This is a genomic window from Saccharothrix coeruleofusca, assembly GCF_014648515.1.
GTDB lineage: Bacteria > Actinomycetota > Actinomycetes > Mycobacteriales > Pseudonocardiaceae > Actinosynnema > Actinosynnema coeruleofuscum.
In genome coordinates this window covers 134,309-152,932 of sequence record NZ_BMRG01000010.1, presented here as the reverse complement: position 1 = coordinate 152,932, position 18,624 = coordinate 134,309, and the positions used below count along the sequence as shown (strand labels likewise).

The following is an 18,624-nucleotide window of genomic DNA, read 5'->3' as shown; positions in this document are numbered from 1 at the left end:
GGACGGTCGGGGGAAGAGCACCCCACGCGAGGGGGAATCATCAGGTGATCCTGACTGATCTCATGTCCCACCCCTCGCGCTTGGCGACGGACTGGCCGGTGTCGGCGATGTCCTGCAGTCCGCGCGCCTCCTCCTCCGGCACGACGGCCGCCACGAACTCGCCGTCGACGGTCCCCGACCGCTTCTCGCACCGCCACTCCTGGCGGAAGGCGTTGTCCTGGCGGCACTCCTGCTGCGGGTAGTAGCGGTCGCCGGACCGGACGAACCCGAACAGCCGCCGGTCCGCCGCGACCTCGGCGGTCACCGTGCCGGACAGCTGCTGCCCCGGTGTCGGCTCGGTCCTCGGCGGGGTGGTGGGCCACGCCTCGGTGACCGACGACTGGGGCACCGGTGGCACCGCGGTGGTGGGGCCCGCCTGCTCCGCCGGGCTCGCGACGAGCAACCCCAGCAGGAAACCGACCAGCAGGAGCACCGCCGCCAACCCGACGCCCACGAGCAGCGCGCCCCGCCCGCCCGCGACGCGCGGCACCCGGCGCGAACCGGGGGACACCGGGCCGCGCAGCCTGCCGACGCGCAACCACCGCCTGTAGGCCGCTTCCCCGATGTCCGTCGCGTTCTGCTCGCCCGCGTACGCGGCGAGGGCCGTCGCGACCTGATCGGACCGGCAGCCGTCGATCAGCTTCAGGGCGTGCTGCCTGGCGGTCGGGTCCAGCAGGTCCCGGCAACGCGGTCCGTACAGGGTCTCCAGCAACCGCTCCACCAGCTCCCTGGGCGCGGACAGCTCGGCGAAGTCCACGATCTTGTCGACCACCCGGCTGTCGAAGTTCTCCCGGATGCGCACCGCCGGGTGGTCGTGCGCCAGCAGCTTCAGCTCGGCGCGCAGGTCGGCGGTGTTAGTCGCGGCCAGCACCGGTTTCGCCAGGTCGGCTTTGGGGTTGGGCGGGCCTTTGCGGTAGCTGGGAGCCGACGACCACGTCTCGGCGGCTGTCTCCGCGCTCGCGGGCCGGTCATCACGGGTCGCCCACGCCCCGCCGTAGTCCGGGAGGGGGGAATGCGCTGCCTGCGCCTCTTCGGGGTGCCCGACGTCCTGCCGCGCGACATCCTGCTGAACGGCGTCCAGCTGGGTGGCGTCCTGCTGGGTGGCGCCTTGCGGGGCGAGGTCGTGCTGGGCGACTTCCTGTTGGGCAGGGTCCTGCTGGGCGGGCGTCCGCGATGGCTCGGCGAACACGCCGGCCACCAGGTCGCGCGCGTGGGGGGTGCGACTGCCGAGCACCGGTCGGGCGAGGTCCACGACGAGCCGGTGCGACACCCCCAGCGTCGGTCGCGGCGGCAGGAAGAGGATCCACGGCAGGTTGGCCACGCTGTCGTCCGCCCGGTCGGCGTAGGTGGAGAACGACCACCGCCAGTCCGCGCTGCGGTCCCGCGCGGGGCGGTCCCCGTCGAGCGCGCGGCGCAGGGCCCACACCATCGCCAGCCGCTCGCGCTCGGGGCAGCCGATCACGCTCACCGGCCTGTCCGGCTGCTCCAGCACCTGCGCGACCACGTTGACCAGCCTGCCGCCCAGTCCGGATGCGGCCTCGCGCAGCACCGGCGCCGGATCGGCCCTCCTGGCGAAGTACTGCGGGTCGAACGAGTACGTCGAGACGCCCTCCGCCACCTCGTCCTGCCACGGCTGACCGGCCTCGGTCGACAGGCACAGGCCCAGCGCGACCGGCGGGGTGAGCACGGCCACCGGTCCGACCAGCGCGTGCGCGTTCTCCCGCCCCGGCGACCTGCCGCGGGCCACCCGGCGGATCACGGCCGCCTGCCCGTCGGGGAACACCAGGTAGGAGAACGCGCTGGCGGGCGCGTCGCTCCCCCCGGTGCTCGCGAGCCGGACGTGGTTCTTGAGCCGGGCGGCCCAGCGGCGCATGTCCTCGTCGCCCTGGAACGAGTGGCACATCACCGTGTGCTGCCGGTGCACGGTGGACCACCCGAAGAACAGCTGGTGCACCACGCCATCGGGACCGGTCACGGCATTCCCACCTTCTCCGCTTCGGGACCGGTGATCGTCCCGGTCATCGCGAGGATCGCCACCAGCGGTTCCAGCACGCGGGTCGGGCGGCACCCGCGCGGGAAGTACCTGCCGCTCCCGCCGCCCGTCTCGACGGGCACCGCGTCGCCGCCGCTGGCGGAGACGAAGTGCAGGGTCGAGCGGGCGAAGGTGTGGAAGGGCCTCAGCGACGCACGCGCGCCCACGCCGTGCAGGTAGGCGTAGACGTCGCGGCTCTCCTCGCGGATGCGGGCGGCGTCGAGCACGCGCTCGTCGCCCCGGTGCAGCCAGCGGTCCACCGGCGGCACGTAGCGCAGCCGGTCGGACTTGGTCATCGCGATCACGGCGGGGACGCGCTCACCACCCGGCAGGGCGCGCAGGCTCTCCACGGCGAGCTGGAAGGACTTGTTCTCGCTCTCCGGCTCCGACTCGCCGGTTTCCAGCGGGTCCTCCCAGGCGTGCACGAAGACCACCGCGTTCGCGCTGAGCAGGAACCTGGTGGCGGGGTTGCGGGCCTCGGTGCTCTCCAGGTCCTCGCCCGCCACGTCGAAGAACGTCACCGGCCGCCGCTGCCCGTCCGGACCGCGCAGCAGCAGGATGTCGGCGGCTTCGATGATGCCGGTGTCGGTGCCCGGCAGCGCCCCGCCCTTCTCGAAGGGCTTGATGTAGTTCTCGCGGAAGTACTCGTGCCTGCGGAAGTCCAGAGCGGACACGTCGATGCCGTAGGCGGCCAGGCCCTCCCGGTAGACCTGGCGGATCATCGCGGTCAGCAGGTGGGTCTTGCCGGAGAACGGGGCGCCGACCAGACCGATCACCAGCGGGTCGGCGTACTCGGCGTAGGTGGCGGGCAGGTAGTGCTCGGCCACGTCCTGGGACGGGTTGGGGCACTGCCGGTAGCCCCGGCGGGCGAGGCTGGCGCGCTTGACCTCGGGCAGCGCCCGCGTGTCCTCGTCCTGGTAGCGGCGGTTCTCCTCGTCGTAGAGCCAGATCCGCCCGTCGTCGGGCCAGTCGTACTCGTCGGCGCACACGGGGCAGCGCACCCGCCTCGGCGGCGGGGTCCACCCGGAGGCGGTCACCGGCGCGCCCCCTTCCCGAACGGGGCCGTCGCGGTGAGGACCGCGACGGCGAGCAGGGAGAACAGCCGCAGCCCTCGCCTGCCACGCCGGGGCGGCCGCGCGGGCGGCGGTGAGGGCGGGCCGCCCTTGGCGGCGCTGACCTGGTCGAACAGGGCGCGCCCCGGACCGAGTCCGGCTTCCGGGTCGGTGGTGGGCGGCAGGCTCGGGTCGCCCCGCAGCGCGGCCAGCACCTCCGCCGCCCGCGGTCGCAGCTCCACCGGGTTGTCGAACACCGGGTCCAGCAGCACCCGCAGCCGCTCGGGGTCGCGGGCGCGGTCGAGGACCGGGCCGTCGGCGTGCGGACCCAGGCTCACCCGGCGCAGCAGGCGCGCGGCGTCCCACACGTCGTCGCGGGGATCGGCGCGGGCGCCGGTGCGGCCCGCGCCGTCGGGGGACGAGGCGTCCCACCGGGGGTCGCCGACGCGCAGCGCGTGCTCGAAGTCCACCAGCTGCAGCCTGCCCTCCTGCCAGCGCACCGCCTCCATCCCGACCGCGCCGTGCACGACACCGGCCGCGGCGGTCAGCACCAGTGCGCGGAACAGCTCCTGCTCGAACCGCCGCCGCTCGTCCTCCGCGAAGCGCGACGCCGGGCCGATCGCGGGTTCGCCGTGGTAGGCGTGCAGCAGCGCGAACGGCTCCTCCACGTCGAGGTTGTAGGCCGCCAGGCGGGCCAGCTCGCGCGGGTAGAGCCGCTTGAAGACCTGGCCCAGGCGCGTGCCCGCGCGGACCTCCCGGTCGAGCAGGTCGTAGCGCCGCGGATCGCGCGCGCCCGCCGCGCGGGAGACGTACTTGCGGACGAACAGCGCGCCGTCGACGTGGACCAGCCGCTGCTCCAGCACCGAGCCGGGGGTGACGAACTCCCCCACGTCCTCGACCACGACCTCCCGCAGCACGCCGAACACGTCCCGGCAGCGCTCGGGCTCCCTGACCGCTCCCATCTACTCCCCTCCACCCGCGTCGTGCCGCACGGACTCCACGCGCAGCGGGAGCAGCCGCAGCGCGCCGATCAGCTCGCCGCCCGCGCCCCACGTGACGGCGAGGTCGGCGGCGAAGCCCTGGTGCGCGCCGCCGTCCCGGACCACCCGGCGCAGCCGCGCGGGTGCGAACCGCAGCAGGCCGGGTTCGGCGGAGGTGCTCAGGTAGCGCAGCTGACCGCTGCGGCACAGCTGCGTCATCTCGCCGCCCGCCCCGACGCGCAGGGCTTGCGCCGCGGCGGGGGTCTCCGCCCACACCCGCGCCATGAGCGCGTCGCGCGCCGCCTCGTCGCGGTCCGCGCGGGCGGCGGCGAACAGGCCGTGCCGCCGGATGTCCCCGGTGTACTCGTCGATCAGCCGGTTCAAGCGCTGCTCGTACACGCCCGGCGCGGTGCGCAGCGCGGAGGTGGCCGCGGGCCACGCGGGTTCCAGGGCGCAGCGGCACACCTCGACCACGTCGCCGCGCACCACCGCGTACAGCTCCGCGGGCACCGGCCGCATCATCCGGTCATGACCGTCCACAGTGGTCCCACGTGGAACGGCGCAGAAGTGCTCCTGGGCTCCGCGCAGCGCGGTGGCGACCTCCTCCAGGCCCGCGGCGACCTCGTCGGCGGCCGCCGCGATGGCCCGGCGGCGGCGCAGCGGACGCCACTGGCCCGCGACCGCGTCCTCCGCGAGCCCGGTCAGCTCGACCACGGCGTCGTGCATCGCCGCCAGGCGCAGCCGCGCCCGCCACTGGTGCACCGCCGAGCGCCAGCCCAGCACGACCACCGCGGCGCTGAGCAGCGCCGCCGACCACACCCCCGCCTGCACCTGCCAGCCGGAGGTGAACGGGGACGGCTGGGCCAGCGCGCCGAGCGCGCCGCCCACCACCCCGACCGCCGCGACCGCCCCGAAGGTGGCCAGCGCCACGGGCGCGGCGGCGACAGCGCCCGCCTCGCCCTCCGCACGCGGTCGCCGCGCCAGCACCAGCCATCCGGCGCCGGACCAGCAGGCGGCCAGCAGCGCGCCGCCCACCCAGCCCGCCCACCCCGGCCCGAGCAGGTAGGCGACCACCGCGCAGCACGACAGCACCAGCGGCAGGGTCCACAGCGACAGCGGCCACCGGGGGAACTCGGGCATCTCCAGCGACAGCGGGCCGCGCAGGCGCGCCGCCTCCAGCGCGGCCGTGCAGCCCTGCGGCCCGGTGCGCGCCGAGAGCAGGCGCAGCTCGTGGGCCAGCGCGGGCAGCGCCGCCCCGGCGTCGAGCTGGGCGTCCACCGCGCGGCGCAGGTCCGCGGCCACCTGGTCGCCCGCCGCCTCCACCGGCGGCGACACGCCCATCGCCAGCACGTCCTCCACCGGCGGCCTGCCGATCTGGACGTGCCCGTCCACCCGGTCGAGCAGCTCGACCACCACCTGCCGGTAGTTCTCCACCGCCTGGCCGGCCCACAGCACGTGCTTGCCGATCTCCTCGGTCGGCCTGCGCGTGCCGAACAGCGCCGCGGGCGTGCCCAGCGCCCGCGCCAGCTCGGTCACGTGGTTGAGCCGCCGCACCACGTCGAGCTGCACGGCGTGCACCCGGCCCGCGAGCACCGCCCCGTCCCGCGTCGACGGCACGTGCGCCTCGACCAGCGCCGCGCCGAAGTCCTCGCCGACCGGCTGGTCGTCCGCGCACAGCGACCGCACCGCCGCGGCGCGGGCGGCGGCCTCCTCCGCCGGGTCCACCGCGCACGACACCAGCCGGACGCCGGGGCTCACCGACCGCCCCTCCGCCAGCTCCACCACGCGGTCGAACAGCTCGGGCACGCGCAGCGCCGCGACCAGGTCCTCCAGCGCGGCCCCCGGCCGCTCGGGCGGGCGGGGCGCGGCGTCGCCGGGCGCCCAGTCCACACCGCGCTCGTCGCCGACCCACAGCACGGCGGCGTTGCGCAGCACCGACGGCGCGGTGAGCGCCACACCGCCCGGCCCGTCGTCCCTGGCGGGCTCGCCGACCGCGACGCACACCACCGCCGTGACCATCTCCTCGCTCAGCAGGCCCAGGTAGACCTCGGCGTGCTCGACCAGGGTGTCCGCGCGGTCGAGCACCACCACGCCGCCGGACGGGCTCGGGGGCGGCTGGTCGGCCCCGTCGCGCAGGTCGAGCACGAACACCTCCGACGTGCTCATGGCGCGAGACCACCGCCCAGGCCCCGCGCCAGGTCGACCTGCTCGCGCAGGACCCGCAGGCTCTTGGTGGTGTTGCCGACCCGCAGGTCCAGCGCGGTGCCCAGGGTCTGCGACCAGAACTCGCGGAACACCGCCAGCTGCGGGTCCTGTCCCAGGACGCGGTGCTGCTCGGCCTCCTTGATCTTCAGCAGCTCCTGGTCGGCGATGTCCACCAGCGCGGCGAACTCGGGGGCGGGCGGGCGCGGTGACCGGTCGGCGTCGGTGGGGACGGTGGACATCAGCCTGCCCGCCAGGCCCCGCCTGCTGAGGTTGTCGTCGGCCAGGACCCACTGCTCGTAGGACTGCAGGACGGTGGCCCACGACGACAGCGCGCCCAGCGGGGACAGCGCCAGCTTCATCGACACCGCCTCGCGGCTGCCCAGCTCCACGGTGATGTGGTCGGGGCTGGCCGGATCGCCGGAGATGACGACCTTGCCGTCCCACGCCGCGCACAGCAGCCGGTGCAGCACCTGCGCCCGGTCGCGCTCGCCCATCAGCAGGTAGGGGCTGTCCGGGTGGAGCCGCCGCCACGCCAGGGTGTCCTGGTCCTGGGGGTTGCGCCGGGCTTGGGCCCACAACCGGATCACGTGCCGCAGCTCGGGCACCTCGGTGATGCCCATGGAGCTGCGGTTGAGCACGACGACCATGGTGTCGGCCTGCACCGCCCGGTACTCCGGCTCGCCGACCATGTCCAGCGGCAGCGCGATCTCGCGGCGCAGGAACCGCTCCACCTCGGTGCTCTCCTGCGAGGCGGGGTAGGTGACCAGCGCCTTGAGCGGGCCGTGGCCGTCGGGGGCGAACCCGCCGGGCACCAGCTCGGCGAGCTTCTGCCGGAACCGGTTCAGGTCGGCCTCGGAGACGGTGTTGTCGCGCCGCTGCACGGCGTTGGCCACCAGGTCCTCCATGCGCGGCACCAGCGCGGGCCGCTCCCGGTCGCCGGGCCGGATGCGGTCGGAGACCGCCCGCTTGACCCGCCTGCGCACCTCGGCCACGGCCGCCGCCGGGTCGGACATGCCCTTCTCGTAGGCCGCCACCCACCCGTCGGAGCCCATGATCAGGTTCAGCAGGTGTCCCTCGTGCGGGTTCTCCGGCAGGTGCTGCGCGTAGTCCTGCTTCAGCCGGGCCAGCACGGACTGGTAGAACCCCTCCAGGCCGCGGTCCTCCGGCGGCAGCAGGTAGGTCACGCCCACGCGCGGCTTGTACAGGTCGCGGGAGCGCAGGTCGAACTGCTGCGGGTCGTTGCGGGCGTGCTCCTCCAACTGGTCGAGCACGAGGGCGAACTCCTTGCGGAAGCCCTCCCACGGCCGCGTCCACAGCCGCCTGCTGTCGTTCCACGCGCTGTTCCACTGGCGGCGCGTCTGCCAGGCGTACCACTGCTCCTGCAGCGCCAGCACGTGCCGGACCGACTCGTCGGTGATGCGCAACCGCTGGGTGACGCGACGGCGCAGGTCGACCGGCAGCGGCGGGGTGGCCGGGTTCAGCCCCGGCGGTGTCGGCGGCGGCTGCCGCCAGTTCTCCAGCAGGGACACGAAGCCGCCGCGGTCGAGCGGGTCGGTCAGCTCCGGGCTGCCGAAGACGGTGCGGTTGAGCCGGAACAGGTCGACCACCTGGAGCAGGTCCAGCGCCGCCGCGCGCGGGTTGAACTCCTGCGCCAGCGTCGCGATCGGGGCGGCCAGCGCCTCGTGGGCGCGGTCGATGTTGTGCTTCATGGCCTCGGCCCGCAGGTTGAGCGCCTCGACGACCTTGCCCAGGCCCACCGGGTTGCCCGGCGGCGGCACGCGCGTCGGGGCGGCCTCCAGCAGCCGGTCCAGCCCGGCGGAGGTGATGAAGCGCCGGATGTGCTCCCGGTTGCTCTCCGCCGCGCCCGGCGGCACGCGCAGCTCGTCCACCGCCCGCGCCAGCAGGTGCGAGCTGATCACCTCGGTCAGCTCCAGCAGCGGCGTGGTGAGGGCGGCGACGGCGCTGGTGGTCACGCCCCGCCTGCCCACGCCGGTCTCCGCCACGGCGTGCCGGTCGACCTTGCTGTTGATGAACCCGTCCGCGAAGGACATGTACGGCCGCTGCGCGCCGTCCTCGTCGTCGCCCTGCTCGGTCGGTCCCGCGCCGACCAGCGAGGTCATCAGCGACACCATCGAGCGCTGGAGGTCGTCGCGGCGCACCCCGCCGACGGGGCGGCCGAACAGGAACGCGGTCTGCACGGTGTTGGCCGCCAGCTGCACCTGGCCCAGCTTCACGTGCGGGTAGCGCACGGAGATCGCGCCGTAGGTGCCCGTCGCGTCGAGCTGGTCGGGCGCGGCCTGCGCGTTCTGGTCGTCCACCAACCGGAACAGGTCCACCAGGGCCGCGCCCGCGTTGAGCTGGGCGGGCCGCCCGCCGCCCTGGCCGTCGTCGAACGCCGACGGCATCAGCACCAGCGGGTAGACCTCCGCCTGGCTCTGGCTCTTGGCGATCATGTCGCCGATCAGGTGCAGGTAGTCGTAGTAGAGGCCGCTGCCCGTGCCGCCCGCGACGGAGAACACCACGAACACGATCACCGAGTCCACGCGGTGCGTGCGCTGCCCGCTGACCTGGTACAGCTCGCCCGCCGACTCGTTGATGTCGGCCAGCGCCTTGCTGATGCCCAGCAGCGCGGTGTCGGGGTTGCGGCGGATCGTCTCGAACAGCACGCTGCGGCCCACCGTGGGCAGCTGCCCCGCGCCGCGCACGAGCGGGCCGATCATCGGGTCGCTCTCCCGCGACGGCAGCCAGCGGATGGCCTCCTCGTCGGTGTGGATGCGCAGGCTCTGCGCCACGTCGGCGGAGTTGGTCATCCTGGCGGGCACGAGGTCCGCGATGAGGTGCATGGTCTTCTGCGCGGCCTGGTCGTGCTCGCGGCCGGGCACCACCTCGCGGCGCACCCGGTGCAGCTCGTTGGCGCTGAGGTCGGCGTAGACGAACTGCAGGCACGACGGCAGCTGGTAGGGCAGGAAGCCGGGGGTGTGCACCACGTCGAGCAGCCGCGTGCCGTCGGGGCCGCACAGCTCCTCGCGCAGCCGCTTCTCGAACTCCGCGCCGACCCTGCACCCAGTCCCGCCGAGTCCGACGAACAACATCGGTTGGTAGATCTTCACTGCGCAGCCGTCCTCACTCGATGGGGTGGGTGGTGCTCCGGTGCTCCCACCGGGTCACGCGAAGGGGTTGTTGGGGTCCACGGGGAAACCGCGCCGGTCGTCCGCGCCGAGCGGGTCGGGCCGCGCGCCGCCGCCCGGCGGTGGGAAGGACGGGGCGCCGTGCGCGGACGGGACCGGCGGCGGCTGCGCGCCCGGTGACGGGGGCGCGCTCCCGCTGCCGAAGTCGTCGACGATGGCGACCTCCAGGTTCGGTGTGATCGGGTGCCGCTCCCCCGGCGTCAGCCGCGCGGGCGGTCGCCCCGGTGAGGTGAGCAGCAGCGCGGTGCCGTCCCTGCGCACCCGGTAGGCGCCCGGCTCGCCGTCGGCGGCCTGCTGGAGCTGCGGTCCGGTGAAGTCCTCGTGGACGGTGAAGCCGAACACGCGGCTCCTGGCGTCGCGGGGCTCCACCTCCGACCGCACCGCCCCGTCCCGCCACAGCTGCGCCCGCAGCCCGGTGACCCGCGCGCCGCGCCGCGCCGCCCGCAGCCGCGCCAGCGCCAAGGCGGCGAGGGCGAGCACCGCGACGGCGGCCGGGATGAGCCACCACAGGTTGCGCTCCGGCCACCCCGGCGGTTCGACGACCTCCCGGCTGACGAGGCGTTCGACCACCGGCTCGGTCGGGTCCGCCTCGTCCACCAGCCGCAGGGTCACCCCGAAGCCGCCCAGCGGGGCCTCCTGCCCGACCGCGAGGGTGAACGGCACGTCCACCGCCCCGGTGGGCGCTTCGACGGCGGCCGGGTCCACGGTCAGGCTCGCGCCCTCGGGCGGGTCGGCGATCTGCAGGCGCAGCCGCGCGGGCCGCCCGGAGCTGTTGGCCAGGCGGAGGGTGCCCTTGACCCGCTCGCCCCGCAGCACCCGCGGGCTGCCCTCGTCGAGCAGGATCTGCCCCTGGACGGGCCGGGCGCCCCGGTGCACGCGGGTGAACAGCTCGCGGGTGTCGCCGCCGACGCCGACGCCGGTCACGGTGCCGGTGAACTTCAGCTCCCCCTCGGCGTCGTCGGGCACGGTGAGCTGCCCGGTGAACGTGCCGTCGCCGTCGGGGTCGGTCAGCGTGGCCTCCCGCGCCGGGAAGCCGGAGCTGCCGGTGAGCGCGGTGACGAAGGTCAGGCCCTCCAGCGCCTGCCGGTCGGTGACCGCCTTGTCCCGCGCCCAGACCTGCATGGCGATCTCGACGGTCTGCCCGGCCTCGGGCGCGGGCGGGGTGGCGGTGAGGCGGGTCCGGACCGCCGCCTGGTAGACCACGGTGGCGAACACGTCCTGCGCGGGCTCGGTCGCCGAGGACACCCGGACCCGCCACTCGCCCGGCGTGGGGTCGGTGATCAGCACCGACTCGGTGTCGGTCGACTGGCCCGCGAACTCGAACCGCCCGCCGCCCTGCTCGGGGGCCGGTCGCGCCGCGCCCGCGGCCCGGTACTCGACCTGCACCTTCGGGTTGCGCTTGTAGACCACGATCGAGGCGTCGGCCGCGATGGCGGGGATGGTGACGGTGAACTCGGCCGAGCCCCCCGCGGGCAGGTCCTGCGGCGGGCTCGGGATGATCTTCACGCAGCTGGCGGCGCTGATCGCGTCCGCCACCGCGCGGGTGAGCTCGGCCGAGGTGGGCACCGTCCGGGCGCTGGGGCTGGGCGCCGCGGCGGTGCAGCTGCGACCGCGCGCGAAGCCGCCCAGCGCCGCGTCGTTGACCTCGCCGAAGCCCAGCGGCCACACCTGCGCGCCCTCCCGCTCCAGCTCGCCCAGCACCTCTCTGGCACCCGCGGCGGCAGCCGCGTTGCGCCGCTCGGGCGTGTCACCCCACTGGGGGCTGTCCGCGACGTCCAGCTCGCCGTCGGTCAGCAGGAACACGATCTTCTTGTCCGGGCCGGGGCCGCGCACCGCCGACAGGGCCTGCTGCAGCGCGGCGGCGTGATCCGTTCCGGAACCTTCTTCGGGTTTTCTCCTGGCCAACTGGTCGACGCATTTCGCGACCGCGTCGCGGCCCTGCCCGTTGGCCAGCGTGGTGGGCGGGCAGACCACGTCCACCGCGCTCTGCCCGGCCGCGTTCGAACTGCCGAAACCGGCCACCGACATCACGGTGCCGGGCGCGAGAGCGCTGAACAGAATCGTGCGCGCCGCTTCTTTCTCCTTGACCACGTCGGCGTCGCTCAAACTGCCGGACTCGTCCACGAGCACGACCACCCGCAGCGGCGGCAACGTTGGTCCGGGCTGCTGAGCTGCGCCTTCGGCCACACCCACCGGCATGGTCGACACCACCAACCCGACCGCCGCGGCCAGCGCAGCCCAGCGCCCCCGCCCTTTCCCGCGAAATTCCATCCAGCCAGCCAATCCCCGTGCGAACAACGGCCACCACTGTCGGAGCGGCGCCAGGTTACCGCCAGAATCGACGGCGAATGAACCACCGTTACAGCCCGATCGGACGAAGCCGCAATTTCCGGGTGTGGTGTCCCGATCGTTATGCGACACCGAGGAGTGCTCGATATTCCACGGCATTCCGCGGCCCTCTTTTGGCGGTTAGCGCAGATTTCGGTTAACGCCCCGAGCCGATGCGCGGGTCGCACACCTCCGGCCGAGCGGCCACGTCAGAGCTTGAGCGTGGCGGACATCCGCGCTTTCCTGGTGTGCGCGTTCACATGCCGCTGCCGCCGCCGGTACCGCACCTCCACCGAGGGAGATCGGATGTCCGGACCCGAGCGGGCGGCCAGAGCCGTCCTCGCCCTGACCACCGCCGTGCTGCCGCTGACCGCGTCGACACTGACCACGCCGGCCCCGACCACGCCGGCCCCGACCGCCGTCGCGGCCGGTTCCCTGACCATGCTCGGAGCCGACGTCTCGACCGCGCAGCGCGCCCTGGACCTCGGCGCGAAGTACTACGACGCCTCCGGCACCGCCCGCGACCCCCTCGACGTCCTCAAGGGCGTGGGCGTCAACTACGTCCGCCTGCGCGTGTGGAACAACCCGCGCAGCGGCTACAACAACAAGGCCAAGGTCCTCGCCTACGCCAGGACCGTGAAAGCCAAGGGCCTCAAGCTGCTGGTGGACTTCCACTACTCCGACACCTGGGCCGACCCCGGCAAGCAGTACAAGCCCGCCGCCTGGGCGAGCCACGGCATCGGCCAGTTGCGGACCGACGTCCACGACTACACCTACGACGTGTGCACCGCGCTCAAGGCACAGGGCACCACGCCGGACAGCGTGCAGATCGGCAACGAGATCAACGTCGGGATGCTGTGGAACGACGGCAAGGTCATCAACAACGACTTCACCAACCTCAGCCTGCTGCTGAAAGCGGGCTACGACGCGACCAAGGCGTGCGACAGCGGCACCGAGGTCATGATCCACACCGCCAACGCCGACAACCTCGACCACGCGCGCTGGTTCTACGACGGCATCAGGTCCAAGGGCGTGGCCTGGGACATCACCGCCCTGTCGTACTACTGCTCGTGGCACGGCACGCTCGCCAACCTCTACAACGTCATCGCCGACGTGCGCTCCCGCTACGGCAAGGACGTCGTGCTCGCCGAGACGGCGTACCCCTTCACCGACCAGAACGCCGACGGCACCGGCAACTCCATCACCACCGGCTGCGCTGACTACCCGCTGACGCCGACCGGTCAGGCCACGAACTTCGCCCACGTGCAGAACACCGCGCGCGACGCGGGCGCCATCGGCGTCTTCTACTGGGAACCGACCTGGTACGCCGTCCCCGGCAACGGCTGGGACCCCGCCGACATCAACGGCAGCGGCAACGGCTGGGACAACATGGCGGTCTTCGACCGCGACGGCCGTCTCAACCCCCACATCCGCTGGACGCCGTGACCCGACGCGCGCTCTGTGCCATGTGGACGGTCACGGTGCCGGACCACCGTGGCGGATGACCGAACCGGCAGCAGTTATCCGGGTGCGCGGCGGCTCGGCGACGCGGGACTATCGCGAGCGGACCGCCCCGACGCAGGGAGAACCGCAGACCATGACCAGCGCACCGCACGAGAACGCCGAACACGCCCTGCTGCTCGGGGGCGAGCTGTCCGGCTACCGGCACCACCAGGTCGAGGACACCGCGCGCGAAGCCGGACCGGTGCACCTGGTCGAGCAGCCCAACCGGGTGCGCGTGCACGTGGTCACCGTGGGGCTCGAACCCGCGCGGGCCCTGCTGGCCGACGAGCGGCTGTCCAAGGACGCCGAGGGCGTCGCCGGGGTGATGCGGCGGCACATGGCCGAGGCGGGCGTGGCGTCGAACCTGTCGGCGATCATCGGCGGCAGCATGGTCAACTCCGACCCGCCGGACCACGCGCGGCTGCGGCGACCGGTCGCGGCGGTGCTGACCCCGCGCCGGGTGGAGGGGCTGCGCGACCGCGTCACCGGCATCACCCGCGAACTGCTCGACGGACTGGACCCCGACCACCCGACCGACGTGGTGGCGGGCATGGCGCTGCCCCTGCCGCTGACCGTGATCTGCGAACTGCTGGGCGTTCCCGCGCCGGACCGGGCCGCGCTGGCCGCCTGGTCCTCGGCGATGATGACCGAGGTGCCCGAGCGGCAGGAGCCCGCCTCGGCGGCGATGGTCGACTACCTGGCCGCCCTGGTCGACGACAAGCGGGCCAGGCCGGACGAGGGGCTGCTGTCGGCGTTGGCCCACGGGGAGCACGAGGGCGAGCGGCTGGCCCCGGACGAGGTGCTGACCACCGCCGTGCTGATGATCGCCGCGGGCCACGAGACCACCACCGCGGCGATCGGCAACACCCTGGCGGCGCTGCTGCGCACCGGGCAGTGGTCCGCGGTCGCCGCGGCGCCCGCTTCGGTCCCAGACGTGGTGCGGGAGGGTCTGCGCTTCGACCCGCCCGTGCGCAACGTCCCGCACTACCTGGTCCGCGAGCCGGTCGACCTGGGCGGTGGCGCGACCCTGCCCGAGGGCGCGCTGGCCGTGGTCAACCTGGGCTCCGCCAACCGCGATCCGGCGGCGTTCGGCCCCGACGCGCACCGGTTCCTGCCCTCGCGGACCCGGACCGCCCGCTCCCACCTGAGCTTCGGCAACGGCTGGCACCGCTGCGTCGGCAGCGCCCTGGCCCTGATGGAGACCGCGATCGCGGTGCGCGAGATCGTGGTGCGCTGGCCGAAGGCCCGCCCGGCGATCCCGGTGGACCGGATGGCGCGGCACCCCCACGTGGTGATCAACGGGTTCGCCGGGGTCGACGTCGTGCTGGCGGGCTGACCGCAGGCGACCTGACCGACGGCGAACCGGCCCAGATGGGCGGGCTGCTCCTCGCGGCGGGCCTCGACACCACCGCCGACATGATCGCGCTGGGCACCTTCGCGCTGCTGCGGCACCCCGATCCGGCGGAGTTCACCGACCCGGACGCCCTGGACCCGCGCCGCGCCGCCTCGGGCCACCTCGGCTTCGGCCACGGCCCCCACCTGTGCCCTGGCCACCACCTGGCCAGGGTGGAGATGCACGTGACCTCCACCGCGCTGGTGCCCCGGTTTCCCGGCCTGCGCCTGGCTGTTCCCCCTCGGATGACGTCCCGCTGCGGGCAGGAACGGGCATCCACGGGGTGACCGCGCTGCCGGTCACCCCGTGAGAATGTGAACGGCGACGGCACGCTCATCCGCTGGACCTACGAGTTCGAACCGCTCCCCGGCCGCCGCCCCCAGTCGGCCGGCTCCGGATGCCGATCCGCTGCACCCGGTTCGAGGATCAGCAGTTCGGGCAGGACGGTGACCGGTGTCGGACCGCCGAGGACGATGCCGTCCACATCCGTCGCCAACGAGCTGCCCCGCCGATCGGCGACCAGTCCGACGGCCGACGAGCCGGTCTCGCGCAGCTGGGACAGGACCAGGTGGATCACCCGGTCCTGCCCTGGCTCGCACCAGGGCCCGCCGAAGCCGTCGAGGCTGAACTCCTCCACCACGACGTCGGGCGTGACCCGGCGCACGGTGCAGAAGATGTCGGTGTCCGCGTCGAGCCAGTACTTGAAGTCCTGGCTGTCCCGGTCATCCCACTCCCCCGTGTGGATCTTCCCGGTGGCGGGGTTGGCCAGTGCCGCTCCGGTCAACCCCAGAGAGGTGATCCGCAGCGCGGCGCGCGCTCGCGACCAACCGGTCTGGTAAAGGTGCACGAACCCGTCGGCCATGGTCCTCCCTCGTGAAGACGCGCTTCCGCGCAGGCGTGGCGGGATTCGCCTGGCGCGTTCAGGGGGTCCGCGCGGCGGCCAGCTCCGCCAGGCCGGGGCGGTCGAGCAGGTCGAGCCGCTGCTCGGACCGGGCGAGCAGGCCCCGCCGCTCCAGCAGGGCCACCGCCTTCCTGAGCCGCTCGGTCACCAGCGACCCCTTGCCCCTGGCCGCGAAATCCGCCTTCTCCTCGGCGGTCAGGGTCGGGGCGACCTTCCTCTTCCACACCTCCAGCAGGTCGGCACGCGCGACCGACGCCGCGTCACCGGCCAAGTCCAGGACGATCCGCGCCAACACGCTCCCGAGGTGGTCCTGGCCGGCTGTGTGCCGCTCGACCAGCGCCGCCAACGAGGTGCGGCCCGCCGTGCCGGGCACGTCCAGCTCCGCCAGCCGCGCCCACAGCGCGCGGTCGGCCCCGGTGGGCTCGCCCCCGCCACCGAGCACGGCGGACCGGTGGCCGTCGATCGCGGTTCCCAGGGCGATCACGAGGCTCATCAGCTCGTCGCGGACGTCGTCGCCGCGCAGCCTGCGCGCCTTGGCGGCGATCAGCCGGTGGTGCTCCCGCACCAGCGCCTCGAAGTGCGCGGTCCGCTTGGCCCGCTCGCCGCCCTCGGCCCGCTCCCGGTCGTGGTCGGCCCTGGTGATCTCCCCCGCCGCCAACCGCGCCCGCGCGGTGTCGCGCTCGGCGTTGCGGTGCGCGCGGTCCGCCGCGATCCGGTCCAGGATCGCCAGCAGCACCCGGTCTGTCTGCTCGACGTAGGCGTCGGCGGCCAGGTCCCGCCACACCTCGGGGTCCTGGCCGCGCAGCGCTTCGTTCACGAACCGGGCCGCGGCTTGGTCGTCGTCGGGGGTGTAGGGCAGTGCCACGGTGTCAGTCCTTCATCGCGCGGGCGGTCGTCGTAGTGTCCCAGCCCCGTCCGCGCGACGCTCACCGCCCACGGGCGGTCAGTCGGACACGTGGGTCACCAGGAGCGTCACGCCCACCTCGCCCCCGCAGTGCGCGAAGACCGGGCCGACGCCGTTGCCCAGGCCCTCCCGGAGCCGGGCGGTGGCCTCGAACCGGTCCGGACCCGCTTCGACGATGGTGATGTCCTCCAGGACGGGGCGGCCCCCGACGCCGCTGGTGATGGCCCGCAACCCGGTTCCGCCACCGCAGTCGCCGGTGATGGTCACCCGCTGCCGCCGTTCGGTCGTGGGGTTGGGGGACACCCGCACCACCGCGCGGGCACCCTTGGGCGGCATCTCGTCGTGACGGCTGTCGTCCATCGTGGTGTTGTTCTCCATGCCCGGCAAGACGCGGGCGAGGCGCGAACGGTTCTCACCGGGGCGTGTCCGTCCACGTGACCGGCAGCGCGTGGACGCCGTAGATGTTCATGTCGGTCTTGAGCCTCACCTCACCGGCGGGGACGGCGAGCGCGAGGGTCGGGAACCGGCGCAGCAACGCCGCGAAACCGGCGCGCATCTCGATGCGGGCCAGCTGCTGGCCCAGGCACTGGTGCACGCCGTGGCCGAAGGACAGGTGCCCACGGGCCTCCCTGCGCAGGTCCAGGGTGTCGGGGTCGTCGAAGCGCCGCGGGTCGCGGTTGGCGGCCAGCAGCGAGACGACGACGGTCGATCCCCCCGCGATCGTCTCGCCGCCGAGTTCGAGGTCCTCCGTGGCGTAGCGGTAGAGGACGTCGACGACCGACAGGTAGCGCATGAGCTCCTCGACGGCACCGGGCAGCAGCTCCGGGTCGGCGCGCAGTTCGGCGAGCTGCTCCGGGTGCTCCAGCAGCGCGAAGGTGCCCAGCGCCAGCACGTTCGCGGTGGTCTCGTGGCCCGCGAACAGCAGCACGAAGGCGATGCCGGTCAGCTCCTCGACGCTCAGCTCGTCGCGGCGGGCCAGGTCGGACAGCAGGTCCTCGCCGGGGGCGGCGCGCTTGGCCGTGACCAGTTCGGCCAGGTACGTGGTCAGGCCGGTGTAGGCGGCCACCTTCTCGTCCAGCGAGATGTCCTTCTCCAGGAACTTGGCGGAGTTGGCCTGGAAGTCCCGCCGGTCGGCGTAGGGCACGCCGAGCAGCTCGCAGATCACCAGCGAGGGCACCGGCAGCGCGAACTCCGCGACCAGGTCGACCGGCGGGGTCAGCCGCGCCAGCTCGTCCAGCTGCCGCTCGACGATGTCGGCGATGCGCTCTTCGAGCTGCTTCACGCGTTTCACGGTGAAGGCCCCGGTGAGCATGCGCCGCAGCCGCGTGTGCTCCGGCGGGTCCATGGTGATGAACAGACCCGGCACTTGCGGGGACGGTTCGGTGGCGGCGGGCATCCTCGACGCCTCGTACGGCACGTGGAGGATGCCGATGTCCTGGCGGGAGCTGAACCGGGTGTCGGCCATGAGCTGGCGCACCGCGTCGTAGCCGGTGACGAGCCAGCCCTGGTGACCGTCGGGGAACAGCAGCGGGCTGACCGGACGGGCGTCGCGCAGCCGGGTGATCAGGCTGGGCGGGTCGAAAGGGCCCGCGTCGCGGTCCACGGGCAGGCCGAGCGGGACGGGGATGGTCTGGTTCACGCGATTTCCTTCCGCAGCAGTGGTTTCGGTCGTGACGGCCGGTGGCACCGACGTGGTCCGAGCGCGTTCGGGCACCACGAGTCGGGCGTTCAGCGCAACAGCGGTGGTCGCCCGCCTGCCCGCGCGTCGGCAGGCGGCGGCGGGAGGCGCGGGCCTAGGCCCAGGTGACCGGGAGCCGGTGCACGCCGTAGATGCTCATGCCGTGGCGCATCGGCACGTCCTCGGCGGGGACGGCCAGGCGCAGGGCGGGGAACCTGGCGAGCAGCGCCGGGAACGCGATCCGCATCTCGACCCGCGCCAGCTGCTGGCCGAGGCACTGGTGGACGCCGTGCCCGAAGGTCAGGTGCCCGGTGGCGGACCTGCGCAGGTCCAGGGTGTCCGGGTCGGCGAACCGCGCCGGGTCGCGGTTGGCCGCCTGGAGGGACAGGGTGACCGTCTCACCCGCCGCGATCACGTGCCC

General features: G+C 73.9%; 14 protein-coding genes. 3 read left to right on the top strand and 11 right to left on the bottom strand.

The genetic code is table 11. The features are described 5' to 3' along the window. Positions 1–40: 40 nt before the first annotated feature. Genes IEZ00_RS23385 through IEZ00_RS23360 form a run of 6 tightly spaced genes read right to left on the bottom strand, consistent with a single transcriptional unit; the run spans position 41 to position 11,695 of the window. Complete coding sequence (locus IEZ00_RS23385; RefSeq protein ID WP_189225458.1) at positions 41–2,014, bottom strand: hypothetical protein; 1,974 nt, start codon at positions 2,012–2,014, stop codon at positions 41–43. Then, positions 2,011–3,108 (bottom strand): ATP-binding protein, encoded by a 1,098-nt coding sequence (locus IEZ00_RS23380; protein ID WP_189225457.1) that lies wholly within the window; start codon positions 3,106–3,108, stop codon positions 2,011–2,013. The genes IEZ00_RS23385 and IEZ00_RS23380 overlap by 4 nt, the downstream gene beginning before the upstream one ends. Next, positions 3,105–4,085: a hypothetical protein gene (locus tag IEZ00_RS23375; RefSeq protein WP_189225456.1), complete on the bottom strand. Its 981-nt coding sequence runs from the start codon at positions 4,083–4,085 to the stop codon at positions 3,105–3,107. Before IEZ00_RS23375 ends, IEZ00_RS23380 begins: the two co-directional genes overlap by 4 nt. After that, positions 4,086–6,269 carry a hypothetical protein gene (locus tag IEZ00_RS23370; protein WP_189225455.1) on the bottom strand — a complete coding sequence of 728 codons (2,184 nt, stop codon included), beginning with the start codon at positions 6,267–6,269 and terminating at the stop codon, positions 4,086–4,088. After that, complete coding sequence (locus IEZ00_RS23365; protein ID WP_189225454.1) at positions 6,266–9,418, bottom strand: tubulin-like doman-containing protein; 3,153 nt, start codon at positions 9,416–9,418, stop codon at positions 6,266–6,268. Before IEZ00_RS23365 ends, IEZ00_RS23370 begins: the two co-directional genes overlap by 4 nt. Before the next feature lie 54 nt (positions 9,419–9,472). Next, the gene (locus IEZ00_RS23360) at positions 9,473–11,695 is read right to left on the bottom strand and encodes a vWA domain-containing protein (RefSeq protein WP_189225453.1); all 2,223 of its coding nucleotides are present in this window, start codon (positions 11,693–11,695) and stop codon (positions 9,473–9,475) included. 435 nt (positions 11,696–12,130) lie between these two features. Here IEZ00_RS23360 and IEZ00_RS23355 point away from each other — a divergent pair, with 435 nt between their 5' ends. From IEZ00_RS23355 to IEZ00_RS23345, 3 genes are all read left to right on the top strand, one after another. Then, the gene (locus IEZ00_RS23355) at positions 12,131–13,270 is read left to right on the top strand and encodes a glycoside hydrolase family 53 protein (RefSeq protein ID WP_189225452.1); all 1,140 of its coding nucleotides are present in this window, start codon (positions 12,131–12,133) and stop codon (positions 13,268–13,270) included. Between the two features lie 151 nt (positions 13,271–13,421). Then, on the top strand, positions 13,422–14,663 hold the full coding sequence (locus tag IEZ00_RS23350) for a cytochrome P450 (protein ID WP_189225451.1): 1,242 nt from the start codon (positions 13,422–13,424) through the stop codon (positions 14,661–14,663). A 35-nt stretch (positions 14,664–14,698) separates the two neighbouring features. Continuing rightward, on the top strand, positions 14,699–15,007 hold the full coding sequence (locus tag IEZ00_RS23345) for a cytochrome P450 (RefSeq protein WP_229796015.1): 309 nt from the start codon (positions 14,699–14,701) through the stop codon (positions 15,005–15,007). A 59-nt stretch (positions 15,008–15,066) separates the two neighbouring features. On the opposite strand, the gene IEZ00_RS23340 is transcribed toward IEZ00_RS23345, so the two are convergent. The 5 genes from IEZ00_RS23340 to IEZ00_RS37000 all read right to left on the bottom strand — a co-directional run. Continuing rightward, positions 15,067–15,582 carry a hypothetical protein gene (locus tag IEZ00_RS23340; protein WP_189225450.1) on the bottom strand — a complete coding sequence of 172 codons (516 nt, stop codon included), beginning with the start codon at positions 15,580–15,582 and terminating at the stop codon, positions 15,067–15,069. Between the two features lie 58 nt (positions 15,583–15,640). Then, positions 15,641–16,486, bottom strand: a complete 846-nt coding sequence (locus IEZ00_RS23335; RefSeq protein WP_189225449.1) for a hypothetical protein — start codon at positions 16,484–16,486, stop codon at positions 15,641–15,643. Between the two features lie 78 nt (positions 16,487–16,564). After that, a complete protein-coding gene (locus tag IEZ00_RS23330; RefSeq protein ID WP_189225448.1) occupies positions 16,565–16,903 on the bottom strand; it encodes a hypothetical protein in 339 nt (112 codons plus the stop codon). Positions 16,904–16,937: 34 nt separating this feature from the next. Next, the gene (locus tag IEZ00_RS23325; protein WP_189225447.1) at positions 16,938–18,164 is read right to left on the bottom strand and encodes a cytochrome P450; all 1,227 of its coding nucleotides are present in this window, start codon (positions 18,162–18,164) and stop codon (positions 16,938–16,940) included. A gap of 154 nt (positions 18,165–18,318) precedes the next feature. After that, positions 18,319–18,624: cytochrome P450 (locus IEZ00_RS37000; protein WP_229796014.1), on the bottom strand; the 306-nt coding region annotated here is incomplete at its 5' end.

Bases quoted from the DNA above. Each gene is read 5' to 3' on its own strand.
- IEZ00_RS23345 (WP_229796015.1), top strand. From the start codon at position 14,699: ATGGGCGGGCTGCTCCTCGCGGCGGGCCTCGACACCACCGCCGACATG.
- IEZ00_RS23330 (WP_189225448.1), bottom strand. From the start codon at position 16,903: ATGGAGAACAACACCACGATGGACGACAGCCGTCACGACGAGATGCCG.
- IEZ00_RS23375 (WP_189225456.1), bottom strand. From the start codon at position 4,085: ATGGGAGCGGTCAGGGAGCCCGAGCGCTGCCGGGACGTGTTCGGCGTG.
- IEZ00_RS23355 (WP_189225452.1), top strand. From the start codon at position 12,131: ATGTCCGGACCCGAGCGGGCGGCCAGAGCCGTCCTCGCCCTGACCACC.
- IEZ00_RS23340 (WP_189225450.1), bottom strand. From the start codon at position 15,582: ATGGCCGACGGGTTCGTGCACCTTTACCAGACCGGTTGGTCGCGAGCG.
- IEZ00_RS23360 (WP_189225453.1), bottom strand. From the start codon at position 11,695: ATGCCGGTGGGTGTGGCCGAAGGCGCAGCTCAGCAGCCCGGACCAACG.
- IEZ00_RS23350 (WP_189225451.1), top strand. From the start codon at position 13,422: ATGACCAGCGCACCGCACGAGAACGCCGAACACGCCCTGCTGCTCGGG.
- IEZ00_RS23370 (WP_189225455.1), bottom strand. From the start codon at position 6,269: ATGAGCACGTCGGAGGTGTTCGTGCTCGACCTGCGCGACGGGGCCGAC.